The organism is Pseudomonas fluorescens (assembly GCF_900215245.1).
Taxonomy (GTDB): Bacteria; Pseudomonadota; Gammaproteobacteria; order Pseudomonadales; family Pseudomonadaceae; genus Aquipseudomonas; species Aquipseudomonas fluorescens.
Genome location: NZ_LT907842.1, coordinates 5,239,059 through 5,263,239, shown reverse-complemented (window position 1 = coordinate 5,263,239; position 24,181 = coordinate 5,239,059). Strand labels below are relative to the sequence as shown.

Below are 24,181 nucleotides of genomic sequence, written 5' to 3'. Positions count from 1 at the left end.
GAAACATCTTCGTTTTAAAGCCCGCCGTCACTTTCCTACGGCATCCTCGTTAAGAATCAAACTCCGATAATGCCCCGGATTAGACCCCGACCATTTCCGAAACGCCTTATAAAACGAGCTGGCATCGGCAAAGCCCAACCGCGCGGCAATCTCGGCAAAACTGATGTGCGGCTCGGCCAGCCAGACAATCGCCAGTTCCTTGCGCACGCTGTCTTTTAGGCCCTGATAGGTCTGGCCCTCATCCGCCAGGCGACGCCGCAGGGTTGACGCCGAGATACACAAGTTGGCCGCCAGGCCCTCGGTTTCCGGCCAGGTATCGGCGGGCATCTGGCGCAGGTCGTGCTTGATGCGCGTAGCCAGGCTATCCGGATCACGGTACTTGACCAGTATGTTGGCCGGCGCGTGTGCGAGAAAACGCTTGAGTTCTTCCGGGCTGCGCTTGATCGGCAGGTCCAGGCAGTCGGCAGAAAAGATCATGCGCGTGCGCGGCCGATCAAACCGCAGGTTGTCGGAGAACATCACACGATAATCGTCACAGAAGTCGGGCTGCTGGCAACGCAGTTCAATGGCCAGGATCGGAATGCGTCGCCCCGCCAGCCAGCAGGCGACGCCGTGGACGATCATCCAATAAGTGAAATAGGTAAACGCACGCTGGGGCGTCAACTCGGGCTCCAGCAGCACAATCTCTGCCAGGCTTTGCTGGCGCACCAGCTCGGCGGGCATCTGCTCAAGCATCAGGGATAGAAACCCCAGGCCGGTTTCCAGGCTCGCGCCCAGGTTGGGCTGCGCCATCGCGGCGCGGCACAGGAACGCGAGGCTGCCGGACTTGAGCTTGCGCGGGTCCATACCAAAAAACTCATCATCCATGCGCCGCGCCAGCAAGCGCCACAAGCGCGCATACGCCGTGGCCGGCACCCGAGCGTCGGGCTGCTGCAGCCATGCCGGGGCGATCCCGACCTTGCTCAACACTTCAACCGTGGCCGCACCGGGGGCGCAACTTTGCAGCAAGGCCTCACGGACCAGATGGATGGAGATGGTGTCTTTTTCCGCCATGGGAGTTGGGCTATTCAACGCTACAAAAGAGGATGAGCATCATAAGGGCGGTTGCGATTCGCCACCACCGTTCAGCCGCAGTTCAGCAAAGGTCAATATTCACTGTTTAGTAATGAGTATCATTATGTTACAAATTAGCATCTTCAACAGTCTTGATACGGTGCCGAATGCTCGTTCCCTTTTTAATCATGCTGCGCGAAGGTATTGAAGCTGCGTTGATCGTTGGCATCATCGCCAGCTACCTGCAACAAACCGGCCGCGGCCAGTGGATGCCCGCCGTGTGGATCGGCGTATTCCTAGCCGCCGCCCTCGCCTTGCTGGTAGGCGGTGGCCTGGAGCTGGTCAGCGCTGAATTCCCGCAAAAACAGCAGGAACTGTTCGAAGGTGTCGTAGGCCTGGTGGCCGTGGGCATCCTCAGCTCCATGGTGTTCTGGATGCGCAAAGTCGCGCGCTCCATCAAGCATTCCCTGCACGAATCCCTGGACCACGCGCTCGCCGGCTCCCGGCATCAGGTAATTGCGCTGATCGCCATGGTGTTTTTCGCCGTGGCGCGCGAAGGCCTGGAGACAGTGTTCTTCCTGCTGGCGGTGTTCCAGCAGAGCGAAGGCCCGGGCGCGCCGATTGGCGCCCTGCTCGGCCTGATCCTGGCGATCATCGTCGGGTTCCTGATCTACAGCGGCAGCATGCGCCTGAACCTTGGCGCTTTTTTCCGCTGGACCGGCCTGTTCATCCTGGTGGTAGCCGCCGGCATCCTGGCTAATTCGGTGCAAGCCCTGCACGAAGCCGGCGTGTGGAACCACCTGCAAACCGTGCTGTTCGACTTCAGTACCGCACTGCCGATGGACAGCCCGCTGGGCTCAGTCCTGGCCGGTATGTTCGGGTACCAGGAGGCGCCGACGGTCAGCACCCTGGGTGCCTATCTGATTTATCTGGTGGTGGCGCTGGTGATGTTCTTCCTGCCCTCGGCGCCCGCCAGGCCTGTCACCAAACCCTCTTCCGTTTCCAGCCAGTAAGGACCGTCTCTTGTCCAACCAAACCCCTCAACCGGCACCGTCTTCCCGCGCCCTGCGCTGGGCGGTGGCCGGCTCAGTGGTGGTGATGATCGCCGCCGGTGCGCTGTTCTACTACGCCTCACAGTTGGCGGCCGCCAAACGGCAGACCAACCACAATGAAATTGCCGTGACCATCCATGGGCATGCCTGCGAACCCAATGAATTGACCGTGCCCGCCGGGCGCGCGAGCTTTCGCATCATCAACCGCTCCGACCGGGCGGTGGAATGGGAAATCCTCGACGGCGTACTGGTGATCGAAGAACGCGAAAATATCGCCCCGGGGTTAAGCCAGATCATCAACGCCAACCTGCAGCCCGGCGACTATGCGATCACGTGCGGCTTGCTGAGCAACCCACGCGGTACGTTGCACGTCACACCGACCGCGGAGTCGGACGCCCAGGCCAAGGCCAAGCCGTCGATGGTGGCCTTTATCGGCCCGCTGTCGGAGTTTCGCGTGTACCTGAGCAGCCAGGGCAGTGCACTGATCAAGGCGGTGACCGCGCTGGAGCAAGCCATTCAGGCCGGCGACCTGGCCCAGGCCCAGGCGCTGTATGTGCCAGCCCGTGAGGCGTATCAGCGACTGGCGCCGGCGTCGCAGCGCCTGGCCGAACTGGATAACGCGATCAACGCCCGCGCCGACTACTTTGAAAAGCGCGAGCAGGACCCCGCCTTCAGCGGCTTCCACCGCCTGGAATACAGCCTGTTCGAGCAGCGCAATCTGGCGGGCCTGGCGCCGGTCGCTCAACGTCTGCTCAGCGACGTCACCGCGCTCAAGCAACAACTGCTGGCCCAGTCGCTGCCACCCGAGCAACTGGTGAGCATTGTGGTGCGCAACCTCAATAGCCTGGCGGATGTTCGTGCCGCCAGCGGTGAAGAGGAACGCTACAGCCATATCGACTTGAATGGCTTTGCCGCCAACCTGCAAGCCGCCCACAAGGTGGTGGAGTTGATGCGCCCGTTGCTGAGCAAATCCGCGCCTGACGTGCTGCCGAAAATCGACAGCGCTCTCGAAGCGTTCGACGCCGAACTCAATGGTTTGAAGACCGATAACGGCTATAGCGCGTATGACAGCGTTACCGCCGATCAGCGCAAGCAGATCGCCGACAAGGCCAAGGCTCTGGCCGTTGCACTCGATGGAATCGACCCCGCCCTTGGCCTTTCCGGCCTGCAGTGAAGACGAGCTAACACATGAGTGATTCAGAACAATTTTCAGCGCAACGCCGCCGTGTCCTGCTGGGCATGGCCGCCACCGGTGCCGCGATTGCCGGTAGCACCCTGACCTGCCCGGCCATGGCGGCCGCCGCCGCCGAACAGGTCACCACCGCACCGCGCAGTGACAAGACCCAGGACCACCAGGACTTTTTCGGCAAGCACCAGAGCGGCATCGTCACACCGCGCCCGGCCTGCGGCATGCTGGTCGCGTTCGACGTACTGGCCAGCGACCGCGAAGACCTCGAGCGCCTGTTCCGCACGTTGAACGAGCGCATCCGCTTCCTGATGACCGGCGGCACCGTGCCGCAAGTCGACCCGAAACTGCCGCCCACCGACTCCGGCATTCTCGGCCCGGTCGTGACACCGGATAACCTGACCATCACCGTCTCCGTCGGCGAGTCGCTCTTCGATGAGCGCTTCGGCCTCAGCGCCGTCAAACCCAAGCGCCTGATCCGCATGGTCGGCTTCCCCAATGACGCGTTAGAACCAGCACAGTGCCACGGCGACCTGAGCCTGCAATTTTCCTCCAACACGCCAGACACCAATATCCACGCCCTGCGCGACATCGTGAAGAACCTGCCGGACCTGCTGCTGGTGCGCTGGAAACAGGAAGGCAGCGTACCGCCACAGGCCCCCGCCAAGCCTGGCGAGCCTGCGCAGAGCGCGCGTAACTTCCTGGGCTTTCGTGACGGTTCGGCCAACCCCAATTCCAACGACAACAAGGCCATGGACCAGATTGTCTGGGTGCAGCCCGGCAACGACGAACCGGCCTGGGCCGCCAATGGCAGCTATCAGGCCGTGCGGATCATCCGCAACTTCGTCGAGCGCTGGGACCGCACACCGTTGCAAGAACAGGAAAGCATCATCGGCCGCGTCAAACCGACGGGCGCGCCGATGGACGGCGACAAAGAAACCCAGGTGCCTGATTACAGCAAGGACCCGGAAGGCAAATTGACCAAGCTCGATGCCCACATCCGCCTGGCCAACCCACGCACCCCGCAGACTCAGGCCAACCTGATCCTGCGTCGGCCGTTCAACTACTCCAACGGCGTCAACAAAAACGGTCAGCTGGACATGGGGCTGTTGTTCATCTGCTACCAGGCTGACCTGGAGAAAGGCTTTATCAGCGTGCAAACCCGGCTCAACGGCGAGCCTCTGGAGGAATACCTCAAGCCGGTCGGCGGCGGGTACTTCTTCACCTTGCCGGGGGTCGTCGGGCCCAAGGATTTCATTGGGCGCACGCTACTCGCTGCAACGCACCCTCAAACCACTGCCAACACTTAAAACAAACTCAGAGCGGATACGTCACATGAAGAAGTCGATTATTGCGTTGTCGTTGTTAATGAGCCTTTCGCCGCTCGCTGCATTCGCCGCGACTGCGCCGCTGGACCTGGTCGGCCCGGTTTCGGACTACAAGATCTACGTCACCGAAGAAATTGGTGAGCTGGTCACCCAGACCAAAGCATTCACCGATGCAATCAACCAAGGCGACCTGGCCACCGCCAAGAAGCTCTACGCGCCAACCCGCGTGCACTATGAGTCCATCGAGCCGATTGCCGAGCTGTTCAGCGACCTCGACGCCTCAATCGACTCGCGCGTCGATGACCACGAAAAAGGCGTGACCGCCGAAGACTTCACCGGCTTCCACCGCATCGAATACGTGTTGTTCTCGCAGAACACCACCAAAGGCCTGGAGACGCTGACCGCCAAGCTCAACACCGACGTCAACGACTTGAAAACCCGTGTCGATGGCCTGACCTTCCCCCCCGAAAAAGTCGTCGGCGGTGCCGCCGCATTGCTCGAAGAAGTCGCCGCCACCAAGATATCCGGTGAAGAGGACCGCTACAGTCACACCGACCTGTATGACTTTCAGGGCAACATCGACGGCGCGAAGAAAATCGTCGACCTGTTCCGTGGCCAGATCGAGAAACAAGACAAGGCTTTCCTGGCCAAGGTCGACAAGAACTTCGCCACCGTGGACAAGATCCTGGCCAAATACAAAACCAAGGATGGCGGCTATGAGACCTACGACAAGGTCAAGGAAAACGACCGCAAGGCACTCGTGGGTCCGGTCAACACCCTGGCTGAAGACCTCTCGACCCTGCGTGGCAAGCTGGGTTTGAACTGATACAGCGCCCAGGCGTCCGGGTGGCCCTCAAGGGCCTCCGAACGCCTGGGGCAGCTGTCAGGATTCAGGGGTGAACTGCTCAAGCGGCGTCGCTTCAGGCCTGTTGCTAATGGGATTGATCGCGTACCACGAGCCGTTCTTCTGCACCGCCAAGACTTGCTTCTTCCCGCTGAAGCCTTTGCGGGCGCCTGGAAATTTTCCGTCCGATGGGCGGGCAAACTGGGTACCCGAAGCGTCCAGGGTCCATTTCCACTGCACGATAGCCTTGGCCGGCACATAAACATTCGAACCGATATGAAACGGTGCGCCGTTAGCGATCTTTCTCAGCACCTTAACGCCCTTCGGCCCCACCCGTAATAGCTCAGGAATGCTTTCCAGCGGATTGAACTGGCCGCGAATCAATGACGCGCCCCCTTTCAGCCCGGCCATGGTGAATGGCTTGCCATTAAAAGGAATCAACATTTTCAAACCCTTGGCAAAATTCTTTGCCCCCGACCACCCGCCCGTGGCAAGAAAAGACAGAAGGTCAATCGCCAGGCCTTTCGCGCCGGCTTCTATGTTGCCCTCCACCAAATCAGCAATGGCGCCCACATAAGGGATCAGGCTCAGTACCATTCGAGCATTCTCAGCAGTGAACAAGCTGCTCGTTGTAAACGGAAAAGTACGTCGGTGCAGCGCTGTCGGTTGGTTGGCATAGGCGATCAGCCCAACACGGTTTTCGTCAAAACTATAGGCCTGCAGTTTTTGCACTATTTGAGCAGTGATGGAAGACGTAAAGGTATCGGGTACGCGATGGTGAGTGTGGGCTGGTGGCCTCTCTAACGGATCGCCAAGCTTCTCGATGATCACCTCCGATTTCACCCCGGAGCGTGGCGCGGAGCCTGATCGATAGGCGTCGAAATCGAACGGCAACATCGTGCCCTTACGGTATTGGGTATTGACGCTGGCGAAAGGTCCGTAGGGTTTCACACCCTTTTTGATCTCACCGTCGAGCATCAACGTATCGGGCAAATCCGTGCGTTCAATCATCGTTCTCGAGTTGGGGAAAACCTCGTAATAACCGTACTTGGGCATGGCCTCGCCTGTTTCGTAGCGCAACAAGACGCCATGGACACCCCGGCTGTTGCTTACCTTTGAATCCGGCTGACTGTCTTGCGCCAGGTCGTCTCCGGTCGCTTGGCGCAAACTATAGAGCTGAACGTCCTTCGACCTCTCCAACGCCATGCGCTGCTTGAGGGGTAATTCCGTGAACATCAGCTTCAATGCCGTCAAGTGGGCTGGTCGGGCCTCGGTGATGTATTTGTCAACTGCGGAGGGCACTAACGACTTAATGTTTGGCAGTTGCTTGAGGCGCTCTTTAAAGGTGGCCATCGAAACGTCGCGATGAATAAATGCGTTATCCGTCCAACTATCCTGTTTACCCAATAACGGCTTATCGTTCGCTTGATTCATCAGAATCACATCGGTCAACCGCTTATTAGCACGGTTTTTTCGCTCCGCTCGAATGGCCCCTGCGGAAAATTCTAAATTAGGGATACCGTCAAGCGTGAGGTTACTAATCTCATCCTTGGTCATCTCTGGAAATAACAAAGCCAGTTGCTGGATCAAAATGCTTGTTTCGGTGGGCGGATCGTTCATTAAAATGCCGAATGCCTCGCGCGTTTGGTTTTCGCGCTCGGTGAACGCTTTCGCCGCAGCCTCGTAGTCCCCCGCAGAGTATTTGCCATCTGAAGTCGCGGGAAAAACGCCCGCCATCACTGCCCAGTCCAGCAGCGGCTGGACGCCCAGCTCCTTGATCAACGCCTCTTGGTTAGGCCCTGCGGCGTCCTTGCGAGCCAGAGCCATGGCTTGTGTGAGGTTCAACCGTGCATCGCCCGCTATCGCACAGCCAAGGCGCAAGTTCATCCAGCCGGTAGAGCCGACCTTGATGAATTCCGGGTCGCGGTTGAGTACTTGCGCGGTATCGGCAGGTACGGTGGGGTCTCGCTTGACCAGCATCTCGGGTGCCGACTGGGCGAGAAAAAGGTGGGCCATCAATGCCGAGACCTTGGCGTCGACACCTCTGCCTTCCAAATGTTTCTCGACGCTCTCGCGCACCTCTTTAAGCGTACGGCCCAGATTTTCCGGCTGATACAACGCGTAGCCGGCCACGGTCCCTCGCCTGCCTGGCACAGCTGTATCCACGTTGAATTTGAGTGCCGTTGCCAAGAGCTGATGACGGTCAGCCCTTGGAAGCACCTGACCATCGGCCACTGCAAACAATTTAAGCGACTTGGCGATCTCTTCAGCCAGGACGATGGCCTGCGGCGAATCAAAAAACGCAGCGAGTTGACTGTCCGGGTCGGAATGGGACTGGAAACCTGGCGTAGCGCTGGAAAAGTCCTTGAACAATGCCATGACCCGGACTGATGCGCCTGTGAGCGTTTCACGGGCTTTATCGGACAAACTTGCCTGCCCTTCCCCGTAGGGCGTCATGCTCGCATAGTCACCCGCCAATGGGGCCTGCGGCAATCGAGTCTCCAACCATGACACCGTTATGCGTAACTGGCCAACGGTTTGCGGGACGTCAGGGGCATAAAACGCCAGGGCCTGACGTGCATCGTAAGTGCGCGTTGAGTACAGCGCATCTCCGGTTTTTTTGCTCATCTTGACTAACTGATCAAAATCCGTATTCATCTTGCGGGCGCTATGCCCTTCTACGTCATCAGTTCTCGACGCCCGCTCAATCTCTTCGTCGAAGCGTTGTTGGAGAGAGACCCAGTCACCTGCCAGATTGCGCATCTGCAGTTCGCCCTCCGACAGCCTGAACTCACTCATCCTGAACTCGCTGCCGGGTAGATCAAATCCGGCCTTCTTCAGAAAGGCCTGGAATGTCGCTGAACCCAGGAATTCGAGAAATAGATTACGCGCTTTTTTACTGCGCTGGTCCAAGGCCGCGCCGGGCTCGACGATCACGGGCTGCTCGTTCAGGTTCAACACGTTATCGTCAGGTTCGTTGGTGAACTGAGATCGAAATTGCTCTACCAGACGCGTGCGTACGGCGTTGTCCTGCCGGCACTCGAACAGCTCTTTGAACTGGTTTTCCCACTGCTGGCGTTTGGTTTGGGCAATCTTGGGCCATCCGTGGTGCTTGAGTTGCTTGCCCAGTACCGGCGCAGACTTGTCATTGTGTGGCGGCGTTACCCCATAAAAATCCAATAGCACATCGCGTCCCATTGCACTGAGGCTCGGACCAGGGACACCGGGTAACCCCAGGTCATTCGGCGACAGCACTTTTTGTAAGGCGCTGACCTGTTTACTCACCTGGCCCCAACCTGAACCATCGGTGATCGAGAAACGCTGGAACGTTTCTTTTCCGTCGCGCACCACTACGCCCGTTACGCAATCACTGAATTCTCGAATGGTTTGCGGCTTCAAGCCTTGAGCGCTGAACCAGGCCTGGACGGATGCCTCATTGATCGCGTCGTTGTACATCTCCACAAACGGTGCAACCGATGAGTTCCTGGGAATAGGTAGTTCATTCGTTTTGCCCGTGTTCAACCACTGCTGCAGTTTTTTTTGCAGTGCCGTGTCGGCCGTTGCAGCGTCAGCCGCAGCCGGGTATCGGAGACGGCCTTTTCCACGGTTGGCGGGCACGTCTGCACCTTGAGTGGCAGTATCACGTCGGGTGCGGCCAGACGGTTCCTGCAGCTTCAACTGACGCAGTGACGTGGTATTAAAGGGTTCGGACCGACTGGGGCGCGGGGTTACAGCGGGCGCCATGAAAGCAGGAGGTTCATCGGGGGCGTGTAAGGGCGGTGCGGGTACTTGAGGGCTGATGGGCTGGCTAAGAAGCGTGACGTTACCTTTCGCAAGGATTGTCGACATTACACGGTCTCTCTACAGATTGAAGTGATGAGAGTTCTTGTCCGTAAAAACAATCGACTACAAAAGTATTAAGAAACATATGCATAGCGCATAGGATATTTCTCGATATACAAAGGGAAACATCTAGCCTGAAACGGCCAGGTAACGCCCCGCACCTCAAGAAGGCCCGGGGCGTTGTGCTTACGCAGCCTCTGTGCCCAATGGCTCAAACCCGTCCAACGGCGTACCGTTTGGCAAACCGGTGCTCGGGTTGATTGCGTACCACTGCCCATCGACCTGCACCGCGTTCACCGGCACCGAATGATTGCGCCCAACGTGAGCGGCAGGCTGGCTACTGCCACCCTGAGTCATCGGTGAACGACTGAACAGGCTGCTGTGCACGCCAAGGCACAGGCGCAGCTTTTCTTCCACGGACCCTAACGTGGTCAACACCGATGGCCGCAGCGCTTTGCTCAATAGCTTAGGCACGGCGAAGACGCCTCTTGCCGCGCCGTTCAGCAAGCTCGCTGAGCCGTCCAGCGGATTCAAAAAGCCACTGACGACCAGAACGCCCTTTTCCAGGACACGAAAAGCCTTGGCACCGAAAGGCGCCACGACTTTTGTGGACTTGATCAATGGCCGCAAGGTTGAGCCGGCGCCGCCTACAAAAGCACCCACCGTATCGAGGATCAGCCCGCGTGTACCCTCAACGATATTGCCCTTCGTCAGTTCCACGATTGCACCTACGAAGGGGATCATACCCAACAGAATGCGGTCCTTTTGACGCAACAGTTCGCGCTGTTGCTCCAGCGGCAATTCGCCCTGGGCGAGCTTGAGCACTGTATCGCGGTGATGCACGAAGTTCCCGTGCATGATGCGCCGGACGATTTCCTGCGTTCGCTCTGAAGAAAAACTGTCGGGAACCAAACCAGCGCTATTACTTGGCGTCGCGGATACGTCTGCGGGCAACGTGTCGCCCAGTTTCTCAATAATGATGCGTGCGGACGTGACACCCGGCCGAGGCCTGTCGCTGGAGGTGTAGGCGGCGAAATCAAACGGCTGCTCCTGACCGTTCTGCGTTTGTACGGTCGATGGCGCCCAAGGCCCATAGGTTATCTTGTGTTTCTGGAGGGTGCCTCCCAGCGATAACGGTGCCGTCAAGTCATCACGTTTTACGATCAGTTGCTTTTCCGGGAACACTTCAAAAAACCGAATCACGCCGTTGTATTCGTTGCGCAACAACGTGCCTTTGCGTCCTCGTCGCTCTTCGACCCGACCGGGCATCTCTTCAAGCGTCAGCACTTGATCGGTTTGCTCGCGCAGCGTAAACAACTCGGTAGCGCCATATTCCAACGCCTGGCGATCAGGCAATGGCAGGTCCGCAATCATTCGCCGTGTCATGACGCTCAGCGCTTGCTTCAAATTGGCCAGATAGGTGTCGACCGCACCGGGGACCTGGTCCTGCACATTCGGCAAAAGCGCAATTTTGGCATTCAACGCCTGGACGTTTTTATCCACAGCGGCTTGCTCGGCGGCACCCAGCACCGGCTCAGCCGCATACGGTGATTTCTTCCTCGCAGGTTGCGGCGGCTGCTCCCCGGGGGCCAATAGCATCCAGCGATCTCGCTTAAGGTCGCCGGACATGTAGGTCTCCACCAAAGAGCGTGTTCGCGGCTCTGAAGTTTTTAGGTTGCGGCGCTCATTCGGGTCTGCGATGCACACCCTCAACGCTTTCAACTGCTTAACACTGAGGTCCGCAAACACCTTTTGCAAATTTGTGATCGCCAGGTCTTCGCGTGTCGGCATCGCTGCGTTGAATAACGTCAGGGCCTCTACCTTCTGCTTACGTTCGGCATCGAAGGCCTGTATCGCTCGCTGATAATGCTGCGGCGTGTATCGGCCGTCCGCCGGCCTGGCGTAGAGCCCGCGCATCAGGGCCCAGTCGAGCACGACGTCGACCCCATAATTATCCAGCACCGCTGCTTCTTCCGGCGTTCGCGCATCCAACCGGCTGAGGGCCATGATCTCCTCATAAGGCATGGCGCGGGAGCAGCCCGCACCGCCCAGGCGCTCGGCGAACATGACACTCAGACGCAAGTCTGCCCATTGCGTGGAGCCTATGCGCAGCGTAGCGGGAGTGCCTGGCACCAGAAACTCGGGCGCCGCACTCGCCAGCAATAGATGGGCTACGAGTGGCGCGGCCTTGGGGTCGAGCAGCTTGTTTTGTTTGAGGTGGGTTTCGACATCCGCACGCACCTCGGCCAGGCTTCGCCCGCTGTTGCCAGGCTGATAAAGGTCATAGCCGGCGACAGTGCCCGCGCGCCCAGGGGCATCAGGATCAAACTGCAGCTTGATGGCGGCGATTACCCACTGCGCGCGCTCAGTGTCGGACAATTGCGAGGTGCCAGAGGCCCCGAGAAAACTTCGATCCCGGGCAAGCAGGTCACCCCAGAACAATGCAACAGGGTCTCGAAACACTCGGTCGAGAAAGTGATCCGCTTGAGTACGCAACGCTTCAGGGGTATTGCGCTCCAGGATGCCGTCAACCCCGAACAATCGCAGGAGGTTGAGCCCGCTCGACTCGCCTTCATCCTCCTCCTCGTCATCGTTGCTCAGCTCGGCCAGAACACGCTTGTCGGCAGCCGACAAAAGCCCGGGGGCCCACGTGGTAGCGAGCAGATGGGAGTAGTTTCCCTGGGCGGGAGGCGGCGGCAATGCAGCAGTGAGCCAACGGATGGCATTGCGCAACTCGCCCGCCGTCTTGGGCAGTACCTGCCCGTGAGAACGCAGGGCATCGTCGAGCAGGACCTTGCCGTTGGCGTTGCGGGCCAACGCCGAGGCACTGCTGACCTGCACTTCCAGGCCGGCCAGTGCCACGGCTTCGTCATCGGACTTATCGGCGAGATGTTGCGTCAAGACGTTTGCCAGGTGAGCACGCTCATCCAAAGCGCCGATAGCGCTCCTGGCCGTTTGCACCCGGCCTTCAAGCTCTGCCTTTCGGCTGGGAGGCAGTGTCGACCAGTCGGTTGTCGACAGCGCATGTTGGACCCGTTTTACATCACCCTCACCGGTGGGTGGCTGCACGCCATACCAGCGCAGGAGCATGTTGCGCGAAAAACTATCGCTGTCATCGCTGACGTACGGCACGCCCTGCCCGTCAGGATCAAGCCCCTGCACAGCGGCACGCAACCTTGCACTGACTTGCCGCCAACCGGACGCATCGTCGGTGGTAAATGTTTGCACGCTTGAGACACCATCGCGGGTGATGCTGCCGCTGATCGAGCCTTGCTTGACCACCAGCGTCGACAACGCAAAGCCTTTGCTCAGTAACCAGGCTTGAATTTCAGGCGTATTCAGCGCGCTGCGGTAGGCATCGTAGAGCGGGAAAATCGTTGCATCGCGTGGAACCTGCACTTTCTTGTCTGCTGCACCGCGCAGGGCCGAGCCTCCCAGCGAGGTCTGCAGCACACGGTCGGCCCTGGAAGAGGCTTCAGCGGTGGGGGCGACTAAGGGTTGAAGAGTCCACGCGGGGGTCTGTGTATCGGGTGTTTGAGGCGCGGGGCTGCGCTTGGTGCGAACAGCCGTGTCGATGGCAGGGTTGGCGACGGGTGCGGGTGAAAACGGCAGCGCCGCTGGCGTGAACGTACGAGCCTGAGGGGCTGGCGAGATGTTCGACATTTCTAGTTCCTCTGTACCGTTGAAGGGTAAGAGTTCTTGTCCCTAAGAACTGTCGAGAGGAACTGTACGAATTCACGTCTGCTACAGGAGCAAGCACACTCTCAAAACTGCGAAGGAAGTCAGAGAGTTGTCGTAAGAAATACGCCGTTTTACAGGATACGGTAGAGCAACCGCTCAATCCGCACCCGGCTGACCCGCCGCAGGAACTTGCCCACGGCAGGTGGATACTCCAGTAGCGTCTGCAAGTGTTGGTAACGCTCGATGCGGGTGGTGTGCTGAAAAATCTGCGCCAGCTCCGTACGCCGCGGCTCAAGCCACTGGCCTTGCGGGTCGTCGATCAGCAAGGCATTTTCGAGATCGAGACGGAATGCCCGTGGGTTGAGGTTATTGCCCGTAAGCAACGTGTAACGCTGGTCAACCCACATCCCCTTGAGGTGGTAGGTGTTGTCACCGTCGCGCCATAAGTGCAGGTTCAACTGGCCGCTGTCGATCATCGGCTGATGGCGTTTGGCGAAGCGGCGCAGGCTGATTTCATACAGGTAAGGCAGCGCCGAGATCACCTTGAACGGCTCGCTGGGCGGTATGTAGAAATCATTGGCGGTTTTGTCGCCGACAATGATGTCGACCTTCACCCCACGCGCCAGGGCCCGGTTGATTTCGCGGGTCACCGGCAGCGGCAGGTTGAAGTACGGCGTACAAATGGTCAGTTGATGCTGGGCACTGGCGATCAGCTCGAGGATCACCCGGTTCAACGGGTTGTTCTTGCCGACCCCGAGCAATGGGCTCACCGACAAATGGCCATTGGGCAACAGCCCCGTGGTGGTGTCATAGGCGGCGTGCTTCAAACGGCTGCGCAAGTCGCCGATGTCGTTGCGCAGGCTGCGGGTGGTCGGCAGGTTGGGCAAGTCCAGGCGATGCACGGCCTTCGACGCGACCAGCCCGTGCTCCACCAGGTGTTGCATCGAGTCAGCCAACGGCGGGTTGTGGATCAGGTGATAGCGGTCAAAACGGTACTTGTCGAACTTGTGCAAGTACACGTTGTTCAGGCTGGCACCGCTGTACAGCACCGTGTCATCGATCACAAAGCCCTTGAGGTGCAACACGCCGAACAGTTCGCGGGTTTGCACCGGCACGCCGTAAACCGGCACGTTGCTGGCGTGGGTTTGGGTCATGGCCTGGTACCAGGCGCTGTTGCCCGGCTGCTTGCCGGCACCAATCAGCCCGCGCTGGGCACGCAACGAATCCACCACCACCACAATGTCCAACTCGGGCCGCGCAGCCTTGGCGGCGTGCAGCGCGTCGTAGATCTCCTGGCCTGCTTCGTCCTGCTGCAAATACAGCGCAACGATGTAGATACGCCGTGTGGCCTGGGGGATTTTTTCCAGCAGGCAACGGCGAAACGCATCAGCGCCGGACAGCACCTCGATGGCATCGGGAGTCAGTGGGAAACCGCGCAGCTTGGGCAACAGGGAACGTTTGAAGAACGACGGCATAAGGCTCGCAATGGTCGAATCCGAAGAGGCCCCGAGCTTACACCATGGGGGTGCTCAGGTCTCGCTGTCGCAGCGAGGAAAAATTCGATTGACCAAGGAGAACGATCGTTCTACTGTTGCCGGCATGAATGATATTACCTTGAATGAAACCCGCGACATTATCCTCGACGTCGCCGAAAAGCTGATCTATCGCCACGGCATCGCCGCCACCGGCATGGACTTGCTGGTGAAGACGGCCGGTGTCTCGCGCAAAAGTATTTACCGTTACTTCGCCAACAAAGACGAATTGGTGATGGCCGCGCTGCAACGCCGCGACGCGCGCTGGATGCAATGGCTGCGCGGTGAAGTGCAACGCAGCGAAGGCAGTGGCGAACGCCTGCTGGCGCTGTTCAGCGCCCTCAAGGTCTGGTTTGGCTCGGCGGACTTTCGCGGTTGCGCCTTTATCAACACCAGTGGCGAAACCGGCAACCCGCACGACCCGGTGCGTCTGCTGGCCAAGGCGCACAAACAAAAACTGTTCGAGTACGCACTTGAACTGTGTCAAGCCCATGGCACCGCCGCCCCCGAACAGCAGGCCGCGCAACTGCTGATCCTGATCGATGGCGCCATCACCGTTGCTTTGGTGATGGGTGATGCAACGGCTGCTGATAATGCGCAATGCATGGCGCGAACGTTATTGGCGCTTTGAACGCACACGCGTAGCAACTTTCGATAACCCTTATTGTGTTCAGGAGCTGGCCCATGTCATCCAACACTGAAGTCCGCCCACCGCTGCCGCCGTTTACCCGCGAGTCAGCCATCGAGAAAGTCCGCCTGGCCGAAGACGGCTGGAATTCCCGCGACCCGCAGCGCGTGTCCCTGGCTTATACGCCGGACACGCAGTGGCGAAACCGCGCCGAGTTTGCGCACAACCGCGAAGAAGCCAAAGGCTTCCTCACCCGCAAATGGGCCAAGGAGCTGGACTATCGGCTGATCAAGGAATTGTGGGCGTTTACCGGCAACCGTATCGCCGTGCGTTATGCCTATGAATGGCACGACGACTCCGGCAACTGGTTCCGATCCTATGGCAATGAGAACTGGGAATTCGACGAGAACGGCTTGATGGCGAATCGTTTTGCGTGCATTAACGACCTGCCGATCAAGGACAGCGAACGCAAGTTCCACTGGCCGTTGGGCCGGCGCCCGGATGATCACCCAGGCTTGTCTGACCTGGGTTTATAGACCCCCGCGCTAAACCGGTGGGGGCCGGTTTGCCTGCTCCCACCGGCCGAAGCTGTTCAGTCCTGATTCAGGCCGACCCGATACAACACACCCTTGTCCTCATCGGTCAGCACATACAAGTAGCCGTCCGGCCCTTGTCGCACATCGCGAATCCGCGCGTGCAAACCACCCAGCAGACGCTCCTCATGGATCACCTTGTCACCATCGAACTGCAGGCGGATCAACTCCTGGCTGGATAACGCGCCGATAAACAGGTTGTGCTGCCACGCCTTGAATCGATCGGCGTCATAAAACGCCATACCACTGATGCCCGGCGATTTTTCCCAGACGTGATGGGGCGCCACGGTGCCTTCCACGGTCTTGCCTTTGGCTTCTGGAATTGGCGTGAGGGAATAGTTGATGCCATGGGTTGCCAATGGCCAACCGTAGTTCTTGCCACGCTCGATGATGTTGATTTCATCGCCGCCACGCGGCCCGTGTTCATTTTCCCAGATCGTGCCGCTCCACGGGTTCATGGCCAGCCCTTGCGGGTTGCGCTGCCCATAGGACCAGATTTCCGGGCGTACGCCCTGCTGACCAACGAACGGGTTGTCATCCGGCACGCGGCCGTCCGGGAAGATCCGCACCACTTTGCCTTGCAACTTGTCCAGGTCCTGGGCCGTCGGGCGGTCGTTGTTTTCACCGAGCGTCACGAACAGGTAGCCATCGCGATCAAAGGCCAGGCGTGAGCCGAAGTGGTTTCCGGTAGAGAGCTTGGGCTCCTGGCGCAGGATGACTTTAAAGTCTTTCAAACCGCTCAAGTCATCGGCCAGACGCCCACGCCCGACAGCGGTGCCGGCTTTGCCACCCTCGCCACCGCCTTCGGCGTACGACAGGTAGACCATACGGTCCTGCTTGAAGTCTGGCGAGAGCACCACATCGAGCAACCCGCCCTGCCCTTTGGCCCACACCTGCGGCACACCGGTCAATGGTGCTGAAAGCTGGCCGTCCGGGCTGACAAACCGCAGATGGCCAGGACGCTCGGTCACCAGGAAGCCTTGTTTGTCCGGCAGAAACGCCACCGCCCACGGGTGGTCCAGGCCTTTGGCGATGGGGGTCGCCGTGATGCTGCCTTGCTCGCTGGGGAACTGCTGGGCATCAGCCGCCCAAACGGCCGTGATGGGCAGCAGCGTGGTTGCGCAAAGTGCGGCTAGAAGGGTTTTGCGTAGAAACATAAGACAGAGTCCTTACCGGCGATTGCCGTTGGCATCGTAAGTGGGCGCTTTGGTGTCGGTCGCGGGGCGGCTCGGAGCAGCATCGCGTTTCGGGTAGCGATTACCGATGCCACCATTTTCGACGGTGGGTGCGGGGCTGGTCGGTCCGGTCTGGATACCGCGAACGGCCGGCGCATTGGGCTGGGTGCCCTGCATGCTGTTGGGGTTGGCCCGATGAATGGGGCTGTTGTTGGAGTCCTTGCTGCCGGGCAGGTTCTGCGCCTGGGCGAATGGCGCGAGCGCCAGCCCCAATGCGAGCACTGCAAGATGACGCACACAGCTGTTCATGACAAAGCCTCTTGGCGGCGAGTGGTACCTGCTTTCGATAACACGCTACGCCTTGGGTTCGGCTTTCGACATTAAATAGTTTCTCATCAGATGTAACACAATCTGTCCGCGCATCTGCCCGCCGAAACTTTTGCCAACGCCTGCCAGTCACCAGAACACCGACTCTTCTCAAGGAACGCGAGCATGCCAAGGGCAATCTGGAAAGGCGCGATCAGTTTCGGCTTGGTCCATATCCCGGTCTCACTGGTCTCGGCGACGTCCTCCGAGGGCGTTGATTTTGACTGGCTGGACAAACGCAGCATGGACCCGGTGGGCTACAAGCGCATCAACAAGGCCACCGGCAAGGAAATCAGCAAGGACAATATCGTCAAGGGCGTGGCCTACGAGAAAGGCCGCTATGTGGTGCTCAGCGAAGAAGAAATCCGCTCGGCTCACCCTAAATCGACCCAAACCATCGAAATCATCGCCTTTGTCGCGGCCGACCAGATCCCTCTGCAAAACATCGACACCCCCTACTTCCTGGCCCCGGACAAACGAGGCGGCAAGGTTTACGCCCTGCTGCGCGAAACGCTGAAGAAAACCGCCAAGGTCGCGCTGGCCAATGTGGTCCTCCACACCAAGCAACACCTGGCGGCGCTGATGCCACTGGACTCGGCACTGGTGCTGGTGATGCTGCGCTGGCCCGCCGAGGTTCGCAGCCTTGACGAACTGGAACTGGGCAGCGATGTGACCAAACCCAGTTTGACCAAGGGCGAGCTGGACATGGCCAAGCGCCTGGTGGAAGACATGAGTGCCGACTGGCAGCCCGACGCGTACCGCGACAGCTTCCAGGAAAAGATCATGGCGCTGGTGGCGAGGAAGGCCAAGGCCGGCAAGATCGAAGACGTGGAAAGCCAGGAAGGCAGCGAGGCGCGTAAATCGGCCGATGTCATCGACCTGACGGAGCTGCTCAAACGCAGCCTTGCCGGCCAGGCCAGCGCCGCCAAGCCCGCGACCAAAAAGGCCGCATCGAAAAAGCCAGCCGCGAAAACGTCCTCCAAAAAGGCCTCCAGAGCCTGACACCCGCCGGAGCACGCCATGGCAAAGCCCCTGAGTGAATACAACCGCAAACGCGACTTTGGGATTACCGCAGAGCCCGCAGGCGAAGCGCCGGCCGCTAAACGCAAGGCGTCGGCGCTGTCATTCGTGATTCAAAAACATGACGCGCGCAACCTGCACTACGACTTTCGCCTGGAGCTTGATGGCGTACTCAAGAGCTGGGCAGTGCCGAAAGGGCCGAGCCTGGACCCGAGCCAGAAACGCCTGGCGGTCCACGTCGAAGACCACCCTCTGAGCTACGGCGCCTTCGAAGGCAGTATCGCGCCCGGCCAATACGGCGCCGGGGATGTGATCGTGTGGGATCGCGGTATCTGGCAACCCCATGACGAACCACACAAGGCGTATGCGGCCGGCAAACTCAAGTTCACCCTGGTCGGTGAAAAACTGTCCGGCGATTGGGCATTGGTTCGCACCCGGCTCAAGGGCAGCGGCGATAAGCAACAGTGGTTGTTGATCAAGGAACAGGACCCGCAAGCCAGGCCGGCCGCTGACTACGATATCGTCCGGGACCAGCCGGAAAGTGTGCTCAGTGGCGCGGTGGTCGGTACACCCAAGTCGCCTAAGAAGCACGAGAAAGCCGCCACCGCCCTGCCCCAACAGCTCACCCCGCAATTAGCGACCCTGGTTGACCGCGCACCGGCCGGCGACTGGCTGTATGAAATCAAATTCGACGGTTACCGCATGCTGACACGCATCCGCGACGGCGAAGTACGCCTGTTCAGCCGCAATGGCAATGACTGGACTGACCGCCTGCCGCGTCAAGTCAAAGCCCTGCAGGCGCTTAAACTCAAGGACAGCTGGCTGGACGGTGAAGTGGTCAGCCTCAATGCCGACGGCTTGCCGGACTTCCAGGCGCTGCAAAATGCATTCGATATCGGCCGCAGCCTGGACATCGTCTATTACCTGTTCGACGCGCCTTTTCTGCAAGGCCAGGATCTGCGCGAAGCCCCCGTGGAGGCACGCCGTGCTGCGCTCAAAGCGGCGCTGTCCGGCAGCCGCAGCAAATTGCTGCGCTTCTCCGAAGCCTTTGCCGCCAACCAGCGCGACATCTTCGAAAGCGCCTGCGACCTCGCCCTGGAGGGGGTAATAGGCAAGCGCGCAGGCAGCCCTTATGTGTGCAGCCGCAGCGCCGACTGGATCAAACTCAAGTGCCGTTTGCGCCAGGAGTTCGTGATTGTCGGCTACACGCGGCCCCAAGGCTCGCGCAGCGGGTTTGGCGCGCTGCTGCTGGCCGTCAATGACGCCGCCGGGCTGGTGTATGCCGGGCGCGTGGGCACCGGGTTTGACCAGGCGGCGCTGAAGTCGATCTACGCGCAACTCGCCCGCCTGGAGCGTAAAACCTCACCGCTGGAACAGGCCTTGACCAGCACTCAGGCGCGCGGCGTGCACTGGGTTGAACCCTCGCTGGTCGGCGAGGTGAATTTCACCGAATGGACCCGCGAAGGCGTGGTGCGCCAGGCGTCATTCGTGGCATTGCGCACCGATAAGCCAGTGACGCAGATTACGCGTGAGCTGCCGCGGAGCGCCAAGTCCGTGAAGAAAACCACGCCGGCAAAACGCGTCAGCAGCGGCGTGAACATCACCCACCCAGACCGGGTGATTGACCCGCAGACGGGTACACAAAAACAGCAATTGGCCGCCTACTACGAGAGCATCAGTGAATGGATCCTGCCCTTCCTGTGCCGCCGCCCGGTGTCGCTGCTGCGCGCGCCGCAAGGCATCGAAGGCGAGCAGTTCTTCCAAAAACATTCAGAGCGACTCGCCATTGCACACATCAAACAGTTGGACCAGACGCTCGACCCAGGCCATGCACGCCTGATGGAAATCGACACCGCCAGCGCCCTGATCGGCGCCGTGCAGATGGGCACGATCGAGCTGCATACCTGGGGCGCCACCTCGGACCACATTGAAACCCCAGACCTGTTTGTGCTCGACCTCGACCCGGACCCGGCACTGCCTTGGAAAGCCATGCTGGAGGCGGCGCAACTGACACTGTCGGTATTGGATGAGCTTGGGCTCCAGGCGTTCGTCAAGACCAGCGGCGGCAAAGGTCTGCACCTGGTTGTACCGCTCGCACGCCGGGACGGCTGGGAGACCGTCAAGGCGTTTGCCAAAGCCATCGCGCAGTTCATGGCGCAGCAACTGCCCGAACGTTTCAGCGCAACCTCAGGCCCAAAGAACCGGGTCGGCAAGATCTTTATCGACTACCTGCGTAACGCCCGTGGGGCGAGCACCGTGGCGGCCTATTCGGTGCGGGCACGACCTGGCCTGCCGGTATCGGTGCCGGTGAGTCGCGAGGAGTTGAAAGGATTACGCAGTGCCCAACAGTGGACGATTGCCAACCTGCACGAGAGGCTGAAGCAGCTCAAGGATGATCCGTGGGCCGGTTATGCCCACCGGCAGAAGATCAGCAAGACCATGTGGGACAAGCTGGGCGCGAAACCACCGCAGTGATTCGCGCCCGTGGGTGATTTAGATCAGGATAAAGATCAATGCCAGCCCAGCGAAGATCGCCCACTTTTCCAGGTAGTAGCGCGCACGGTTGCGCTTTTTGAGCTCTTTACCACGCAGCCGGATCTTGTACAGGCGCGTGAACGCGCGGTTCAAACCGCCGGTCTTGTCGCCATCATCATTCGGCGAACCGGCAGCCGCCATCACGTTACGGCTGAACCAACGGTTGAACGCCGCCGCCCAGCGGTACTTCATTGGGCGCTCGATGTCGCAGAACAGAATGATGCGGTTGTGCGCCGTGGTGTTTTCCGCGTAGTGAATGTAGGTCTCATCAAACATCACCGGCTCGCCGTCGCGCCAGTAATAGCTTTCGCCATCCACATTGATGTAGCAGCCAGGGTCATTGGGTGTATCCAGGCCCAAGTGATAGCGGTAGGAACCGGCATACGGGTCGCGGTGGCGTACCAGCTTGGAGCCCGGCGGCAACTCGGCAAACATCGCCGCCTTGATCGAGCCAATGCTTTGCACCAGTTCCGTGGTGCGCGGGCACAGCTTCATGGCGGACGGGTGGCTGTCGCCGTACCACTTCAGGTAAAAGCGCTTCCAGCCGGACTTGAAGAACGAGTTGAAACCCACGTCGTTGTACTGGTCAGAGCGCTTGATCTCGCCTGCGCGCATCAGGTTCTGGCCTTCCTGGCGGATTTCCTCCCAATGCTCCTGCAGCGGAGTCAGGTCCGGAAAATCGCTGGGCGACAGAAAGGGACGGCTTGGCTGCTTGGAAAACAAGTACAGGAAGCAGTTGACCGGCGCCAGGAACGTCGAGTGGTCGCTAAGCTGGCGGCCCAACTTGTGCCGCACTCTGCCACGCAGGTGAACATACGCAATGGAGGCAACGTAGAGAACAACAATAATGAGTTTCAAGGGATTCGTCACACGTCAGAAGAGAACAGGCTGCTCCTGCAAGCCCACAACGGCCGAGGATAAGTAAGCAGCAGCTGAAATCACAATTACACGTTGGCAGTTAATCGCGGGTCATTGCCCGGACCACTGCCATTGGTGGTTATTTAGCCACAGTTTGTAACCAAAGGTTAACTAAGAATTGTGAAAAGCTGTCTACAAAACGTCATACGCACGCAGGGACCGGCCCGGGTACCGGCCCATTGCAGGTGTACTTACCGCGGAGTGTGATCGTCTGTGCGCTCGCCACGCTGGAAACGGCCACCGCCCACCGGGGCGTACGGTTCAGCCTGGCGGTGCACGAGCATAAAGTGACGGAGCAGCGCGGCCAGCAAGCCCAGGAACGCCCCCACCACCAGACTCACCGCGATGATCATCAGTTTTTTCGGCTTGATCGAGCCCAGCGGCTCCTGGGCGCGGCGGTCGACGGCTACCAGTTTCAAATGGCTCATGTCGATGTTAAGGCCGCGTAGTCTGGCAGTTTCAGCCCGCAGCGGTTCAACATCCCGCAAGAAGATATCTTCGTTGCCACGCTTTTGCAGAATCTCAACTTCACGGTTGGATTCCAGCAGTTGGAGCTCTTTGCCAATTTCTGCAACACGGCTATTGGTGAAATCATCGCTGGTGCGCTGTTGCAACGCGGTTCGCTCGGCCTCCAGGGCTTCAGTGCCGAGGAAATACAACGGAACCTTCTGATTGCTGATCTCGGTGCGCACCACCTGATTGGAGCCGGATCGCGTGGTATCGGCCATGGAGGATGGCGTCGTCGGCTTCCTGATGCCCATGGACTTGGCAATCGAGATCGCCTCGGCCAGTTCTGCCAGGCGGTCGGTGCGCTCCATTTTCATCTGCAGGCGCAGCGCACTGAGTTCATCCTGCAAACGGGCACGCTTGAGCCGGTCGGCCTCCAGCAGGGTGGCAATTTTGGATTCCTTTTCGGTTTCGTAATTGGCACGGGCAGCGTCGATTTTGCCTTTGAGTTCGCTGAGGCGGTTATTGACGATTACCTTAAGGTCGGCGCCGACCTGCTCGCGCTCCGCGGCAATGGCGTAGTCGACAAAACCGTTGAGGATTGCAACGCCGTCTACGCCACTCGGGTATTGCAACGCCAGGCGAATGGAATTACTCAGGGGATCGGCTTTCTTGGGGTCCGGCTGGATCACATTGATTGAGCTTCGATTGAAATCTTCAAAGCTCTGCTCGAGGCTGCGTCCCGGCCTTTGGTAGGCCTCGAACAATTGCTCATGGCTTTTAAAGAAGCCCAGGCGCGCCTCATAGGAATCCAGCTGCGTGCCGACTTTCGCCAGCGCATCAGCGGGAGGCAATTTATAGACCTCGGAGCGGTTCAGCGCATCCAGCTCATTGATGGCTGCAGGGCGCAACACACTGCTGACCTCATACTGCTTGGGTGCCAGAAACGCGTAACCCGCGCCGAGTATTCCGGTAAGAATCGTACAACCCACTATTAGTTTTTTTTGCCGCCACATGGCATGGAACAATTCAAACAGGTCAATTTCATCTGGCGGTGCCGGCGAATTGAGCGGAGAAGTTTGGTTCAAAGTAAGAACACTCTAAAGTTGACAATAGAAAGCCACCACCCCTGAAATTCGGACTTGACGCCCGACAGGCATGGAAACTCAGAGACAACGCCCTGAATACAAATGACCTATGGCACTCAGACCACTGGGTATGGCGAAAAATCCGATACTATTAGAGATTGTTTCTGTTTCATGTCGATGACCAGGCAAGGTCGTCCCTTATGTAAGACTCAGAATGCAATCAGCGTAGTCAATCGATGACTAAATCGCTGGCAAACCACGAAAAAACGCGGTTTGCGCCACCTGTCAGTCGCCATACCGTTGCACATTGGCCGATTAACTGCCTGTAGACAGGTGCTCACACAGCACTTCGCCCCTCTGCAATAAGGAAGTTGTATGCAATCGCTGTCAGACCCGGACTATCAAATGCTGCAGGGCGCTTGGGAGCAGACATCCCTGGAAGACAATGGCGTACTCAACCCGGTTGATGCGCATAGCGCACCCGGGGCGATTACCACGATTAGCGGGGATCAATTCGAAGTAAAAACCGTCAATGGCGAGATATTGCTCGCCGGCAGTTTTTCTCTGGACAGCAGCACCCAACCCAAAAGCATTACCTGGGTTGACTCCATGGGCGATGACGCCGGCAAGCCGTTGCCCGCCAGTTATCGTCTGGAGGGTGACGATTTTGTGTTTATCGCGGCGGATGAAGGCATGCCGCGCCCGGCGGTATTCAGCACCGGGCCCGGGCAAACCATGCGCACTTTTGTGCGCCGAGCCTGAACCGCGCGCCATCCGAACTGCCGACACGGTTTTCACATGGCCTTCACTTCCCGGCCTATAGGGTAAGGCCTACCTACTCCAGTGAATCCCTTGGCCCGCCTCTTTTGGCGGGCTTTTTTTTGCGCAGCCG

General features: G+C 59.2%; 17 protein-coding genes. 9 read left to right on the top strand and 8 right to left on the bottom strand.

The genetic code is table 11. The annotated features are described in order from the left end of the window. Positions 1-27: 27 nt before the first annotated feature. The gene (locus CPH89_RS24405; protein ID WP_053256207.1) at positions 28-1,053 is read right to left on the bottom strand and encodes an AraC family transcriptional regulator; all 1,026 of its coding nucleotides are present in this window, start codon (positions 1,051-1,053) and stop codon (positions 28-30) included. 167 nt (positions 1,054-1,220) lie between these two features. Here CPH89_RS24405 and efeU point away from each other — a divergent pair, with 167 nt between their 5' ends. From efeU to efeO (CPH89_RS24385), 4 genes are read left to right on the top strand one after another with little or no spacing between them, the layout of a single operon-like run. Next, complete coding sequence (gene efeU, locus CPH89_RS24400; RefSeq protein WP_053256208.1) at positions 1,221-2,066, top strand: iron uptake transporter permease EfeU; 846 nt, start codon at positions 1,221-1,223, stop codon at positions 2,064-2,066. Between the two features lie 10 nt (positions 2,067-2,076). Further along, positions 2,077-3,279 carry an iron uptake system protein EfeO gene (efeO, locus tag CPH89_RS24395; protein ID WP_053256209.1) on the top strand — a complete coding sequence of 401 codons (1,203 nt, stop codon included), beginning with the start codon at positions 2,077-2,079 and terminating at the stop codon, positions 3,277-3,279. Between the two features lie 14 nt (positions 3,280-3,293). Beyond that, on the top strand, positions 3,294-4,601 hold the full coding sequence (gene efeB / locus CPH89_RS24390) for an iron uptake transporter deferrochelatase/peroxidase subunit (protein ID WP_053256210.1): 1,308 nt from the start codon (positions 3,294-3,296) through the stop codon (positions 4,599-4,601). 25 nt (positions 4,602-4,626) lie between these two features. Continuing rightward, positions 4,627-5,445 carry an iron uptake system protein EfeO gene (efeO, locus tag CPH89_RS24385; RefSeq protein ID WP_053256211.1) on the top strand — a complete coding sequence of 273 codons (819 nt, stop codon included), beginning with the start codon at positions 4,627-4,629 and terminating at the stop codon, positions 5,443-5,445. A 57-nt stretch (positions 5,446-5,502) separates the two neighbouring features. Here the strand turns inward: efeO (CPH89_RS24385) and CPH89_RS24380 are convergent, their stop codons facing one another. The 3 genes from CPH89_RS24380 to pssA form a co-directional block, all read right to left on the bottom strand. Continuing rightward, the gene (locus CPH89_RS24380) at positions 5,503-9,081 is read right to left on the bottom strand and encodes a hypothetical protein (RefSeq protein ID WP_232005408.1); all 3,579 of its coding nucleotides are present in this window, start codon (positions 9,079-9,081) and stop codon (positions 5,503-5,505) included. A gap of 411 nt (positions 9,082-9,492) precedes the next feature. After that, the gene (locus CPH89_RS24375) at positions 9,493-12,969 is read right to left on the bottom strand and encodes a hypothetical protein (RefSeq protein ID WP_141125129.1); all 3,477 of its coding nucleotides are present in this window, start codon (positions 12,967-12,969) and stop codon (positions 9,493-9,495) included. A 149-nt stretch (positions 12,970-13,118) separates the two neighbouring features. Continuing rightward, positions 13,119-14,462 (bottom strand): CDP-diacylglycerol--serine O-phosphatidyltransferase, encoded by a 1,344-nt coding sequence (pssA, locus tag CPH89_RS24370; protein WP_053256213.1) that lies wholly within the window; start codon positions 14,460-14,462, stop codon positions 13,119-13,121. 124 nt (positions 14,463-14,586) lie between these two features. On the opposite strand from pssA, the gene CPH89_RS24365 reads away from it, so the two are divergent. Both CPH89_RS24365 and CPH89_RS24360 read left to right on the top strand, forming a co-directional pair. Next, positions 14,587-15,150 (top strand): TetR/AcrR family transcriptional regulator, encoded by a 564-nt coding sequence (locus tag CPH89_RS24365; RefSeq protein ID WP_053256214.1) that lies wholly within the window; start codon positions 14,587-14,589, stop codon positions 15,148-15,150. Between the two features lie 53 nt (positions 15,151-15,203). Further along, positions 15,204-15,683, top strand: coding sequence for a nuclear transport factor 2 family protein (locus tag CPH89_RS24360; RefSeq protein WP_053256215.1), 480 nt, complete (start codon positions 15,204-15,206; stop codon positions 15,681-15,683). 56 nt (positions 15,684-15,739) lie between these two features. On the opposite strand, the gene CPH89_RS24355 is transcribed toward CPH89_RS24360, so the two are convergent. Beyond that, positions 15,740-16,897, bottom strand: a complete 1,158-nt coding sequence (locus tag CPH89_RS24355; RefSeq protein ID WP_053256216.1) for a PQQ-dependent sugar dehydrogenase — start codon at positions 16,895-16,897, stop codon at positions 15,740-15,742. A 12-nt stretch (positions 16,898-16,909) separates the two neighbouring features. Next, positions 16,910-17,224 carry a hypothetical protein gene (locus CPH89_RS24350; protein ID WP_053256217.1) on the bottom strand — a complete coding sequence of 105 codons (315 nt, stop codon included), beginning with the start codon at positions 17,222-17,224 and terminating at the stop codon, positions 16,910-16,912. 183 nt (positions 17,225-17,407) lie between these two features. Here CPH89_RS24350 and ku point away from each other — a divergent pair, with 183 nt between their 5' ends. Both ku and ligD read left to right on the top strand, forming a co-directional pair. Continuing rightward, positions 17,408-18,283, top strand: coding sequence for a non-homologous end joining protein Ku (ku, locus tag CPH89_RS24345; RefSeq protein WP_053256218.1), 876 nt, complete (start codon positions 17,408-17,410; stop codon positions 18,281-18,283). Between the two features lie 18 nt (positions 18,284-18,301). Beyond that, positions 18,302-20,776, top strand: coding sequence for a DNA ligase D (ligD, locus tag CPH89_RS24340; RefSeq protein WP_053256219.1), 2,475 nt, complete (start codon positions 18,302-18,304; stop codon positions 20,774-20,776). 18 nt (positions 20,777-20,794) lie between these two features. On the opposite strand, the gene lpxO is transcribed toward ligD, so the two are convergent. Both lpxO and CPH89_RS24330 read right to left on the bottom strand, forming a co-directional pair. Next, positions 20,795-21,694 (bottom strand): lipid A hydroxylase LpxO, encoded by a 900-nt coding sequence (gene lpxO, locus CPH89_RS24335; RefSeq protein ID WP_053256220.1) that lies wholly within the window; start codon positions 21,692-21,694, stop codon positions 20,795-20,797. Positions 21,695-21,945: 251 nt separating this feature from the next. After that, entirely contained in the window at positions 21,946-23,289 is a 1,344-nt protein-coding gene (locus tag CPH89_RS24330; RefSeq protein WP_053256221.1) for a Wzz/FepE/Etk N-terminal domain-containing protein, read from the bottom strand. Between the two features lie 375 nt (positions 23,290-23,664). Here CPH89_RS24330 and CPH89_RS24325 point away from each other — a divergent pair, with 375 nt between their 5' ends. Beyond that, complete coding sequence (locus tag CPH89_RS24325; RefSeq protein ID WP_053256222.1) at positions 23,665-24,051, top strand: TIGR03067 domain-containing protein; 387 nt, start codon at positions 23,665-23,667, stop codon at positions 24,049-24,051. Positions 24,052-24,181 lie beyond the last annotated feature (130 nt).

Excerpts from the sequence above, each read along its gene's own strand:
- CPH89_RS24405 (WP_053256207.1), bottom strand. The coding sequence starts at position 1,053 with ATGGCGGAAAAAGACACCATCTCCATCCATCTGGTCCGTGAGGCCTTG.
- efeU (WP_053256208.1), top strand. The coding sequence starts at position 1,221 with ATGCTCGTTCCCTTTTTAATCATGCTGCGCGAAGGTATTGAAGCTGCG.
- efeB (WP_053256210.1), top strand. The coding sequence starts at position 3,294 with ATGAGTGATTCAGAACAATTTTCAGCGCAACGCCGCCGTGTCCTGCTG.
- efeO (WP_053256211.1), top strand. The coding sequence starts at position 4,627 with ATGAAGAAGTCGATTATTGCGTTGTCGTTGTTAATGAGCCTTTCGCCG.
- CPH89_RS24375 (WP_141125129.1), bottom strand. The coding sequence starts at position 12,969 with ATGTCGAACATCTCGCCAGCCCCTCAGGCTCGTACGTTCACGCCAGCG.
- pssA (WP_053256213.1), bottom strand. The coding sequence starts at position 14,462 with ATGCCGTCGTTCTTCAAACGTTCCCTGTTGCCCAAGCTGCGCGGTTTC.
- CPH89_RS24365 (WP_053256214.1), top strand. The coding sequence starts at position 14,587 with ATGAATGATATTACCTTGAATGAAACCCGCGACATTATCCTCGACGTC.
- CPH89_RS24360 (WP_053256215.1), top strand. The coding sequence starts at position 15,204 with ATGTCATCCAACACTGAAGTCCGCCCACCGCTGCCGCCGTTTACCCGC.
- CPH89_RS24355 (WP_053256216.1), bottom strand. The coding sequence starts at position 16,897 with ATGTTTCTACGCAAAACCCTTCTAGCCGCACTTTGCGCAACCACGCTG.
- CPH89_RS24350 (WP_053256217.1), bottom strand. The coding sequence starts at position 17,224 with ATGAACAGCTGTGTGCGTCATCTTGCAGTGCTCGCATTGGGGCTGGCG.
- ku (WP_053256218.1), top strand. The coding sequence starts at position 17,408 with ATGCCAAGGGCAATCTGGAAAGGCGCGATCAGTTTCGGCTTGGTCCAT.
- ligD (WP_053256219.1), top strand. The coding sequence starts at position 18,302 with ATGGCAAAGCCCCTGAGTGAATACAACCGCAAACGCGACTTTGGGATT.
- CPH89_RS24325 (WP_053256222.1), top strand. The coding sequence starts at position 23,665 with ATGCAATCGCTGTCAGACCCGGACTATCAAATGCTGCAGGGCGCTTGG.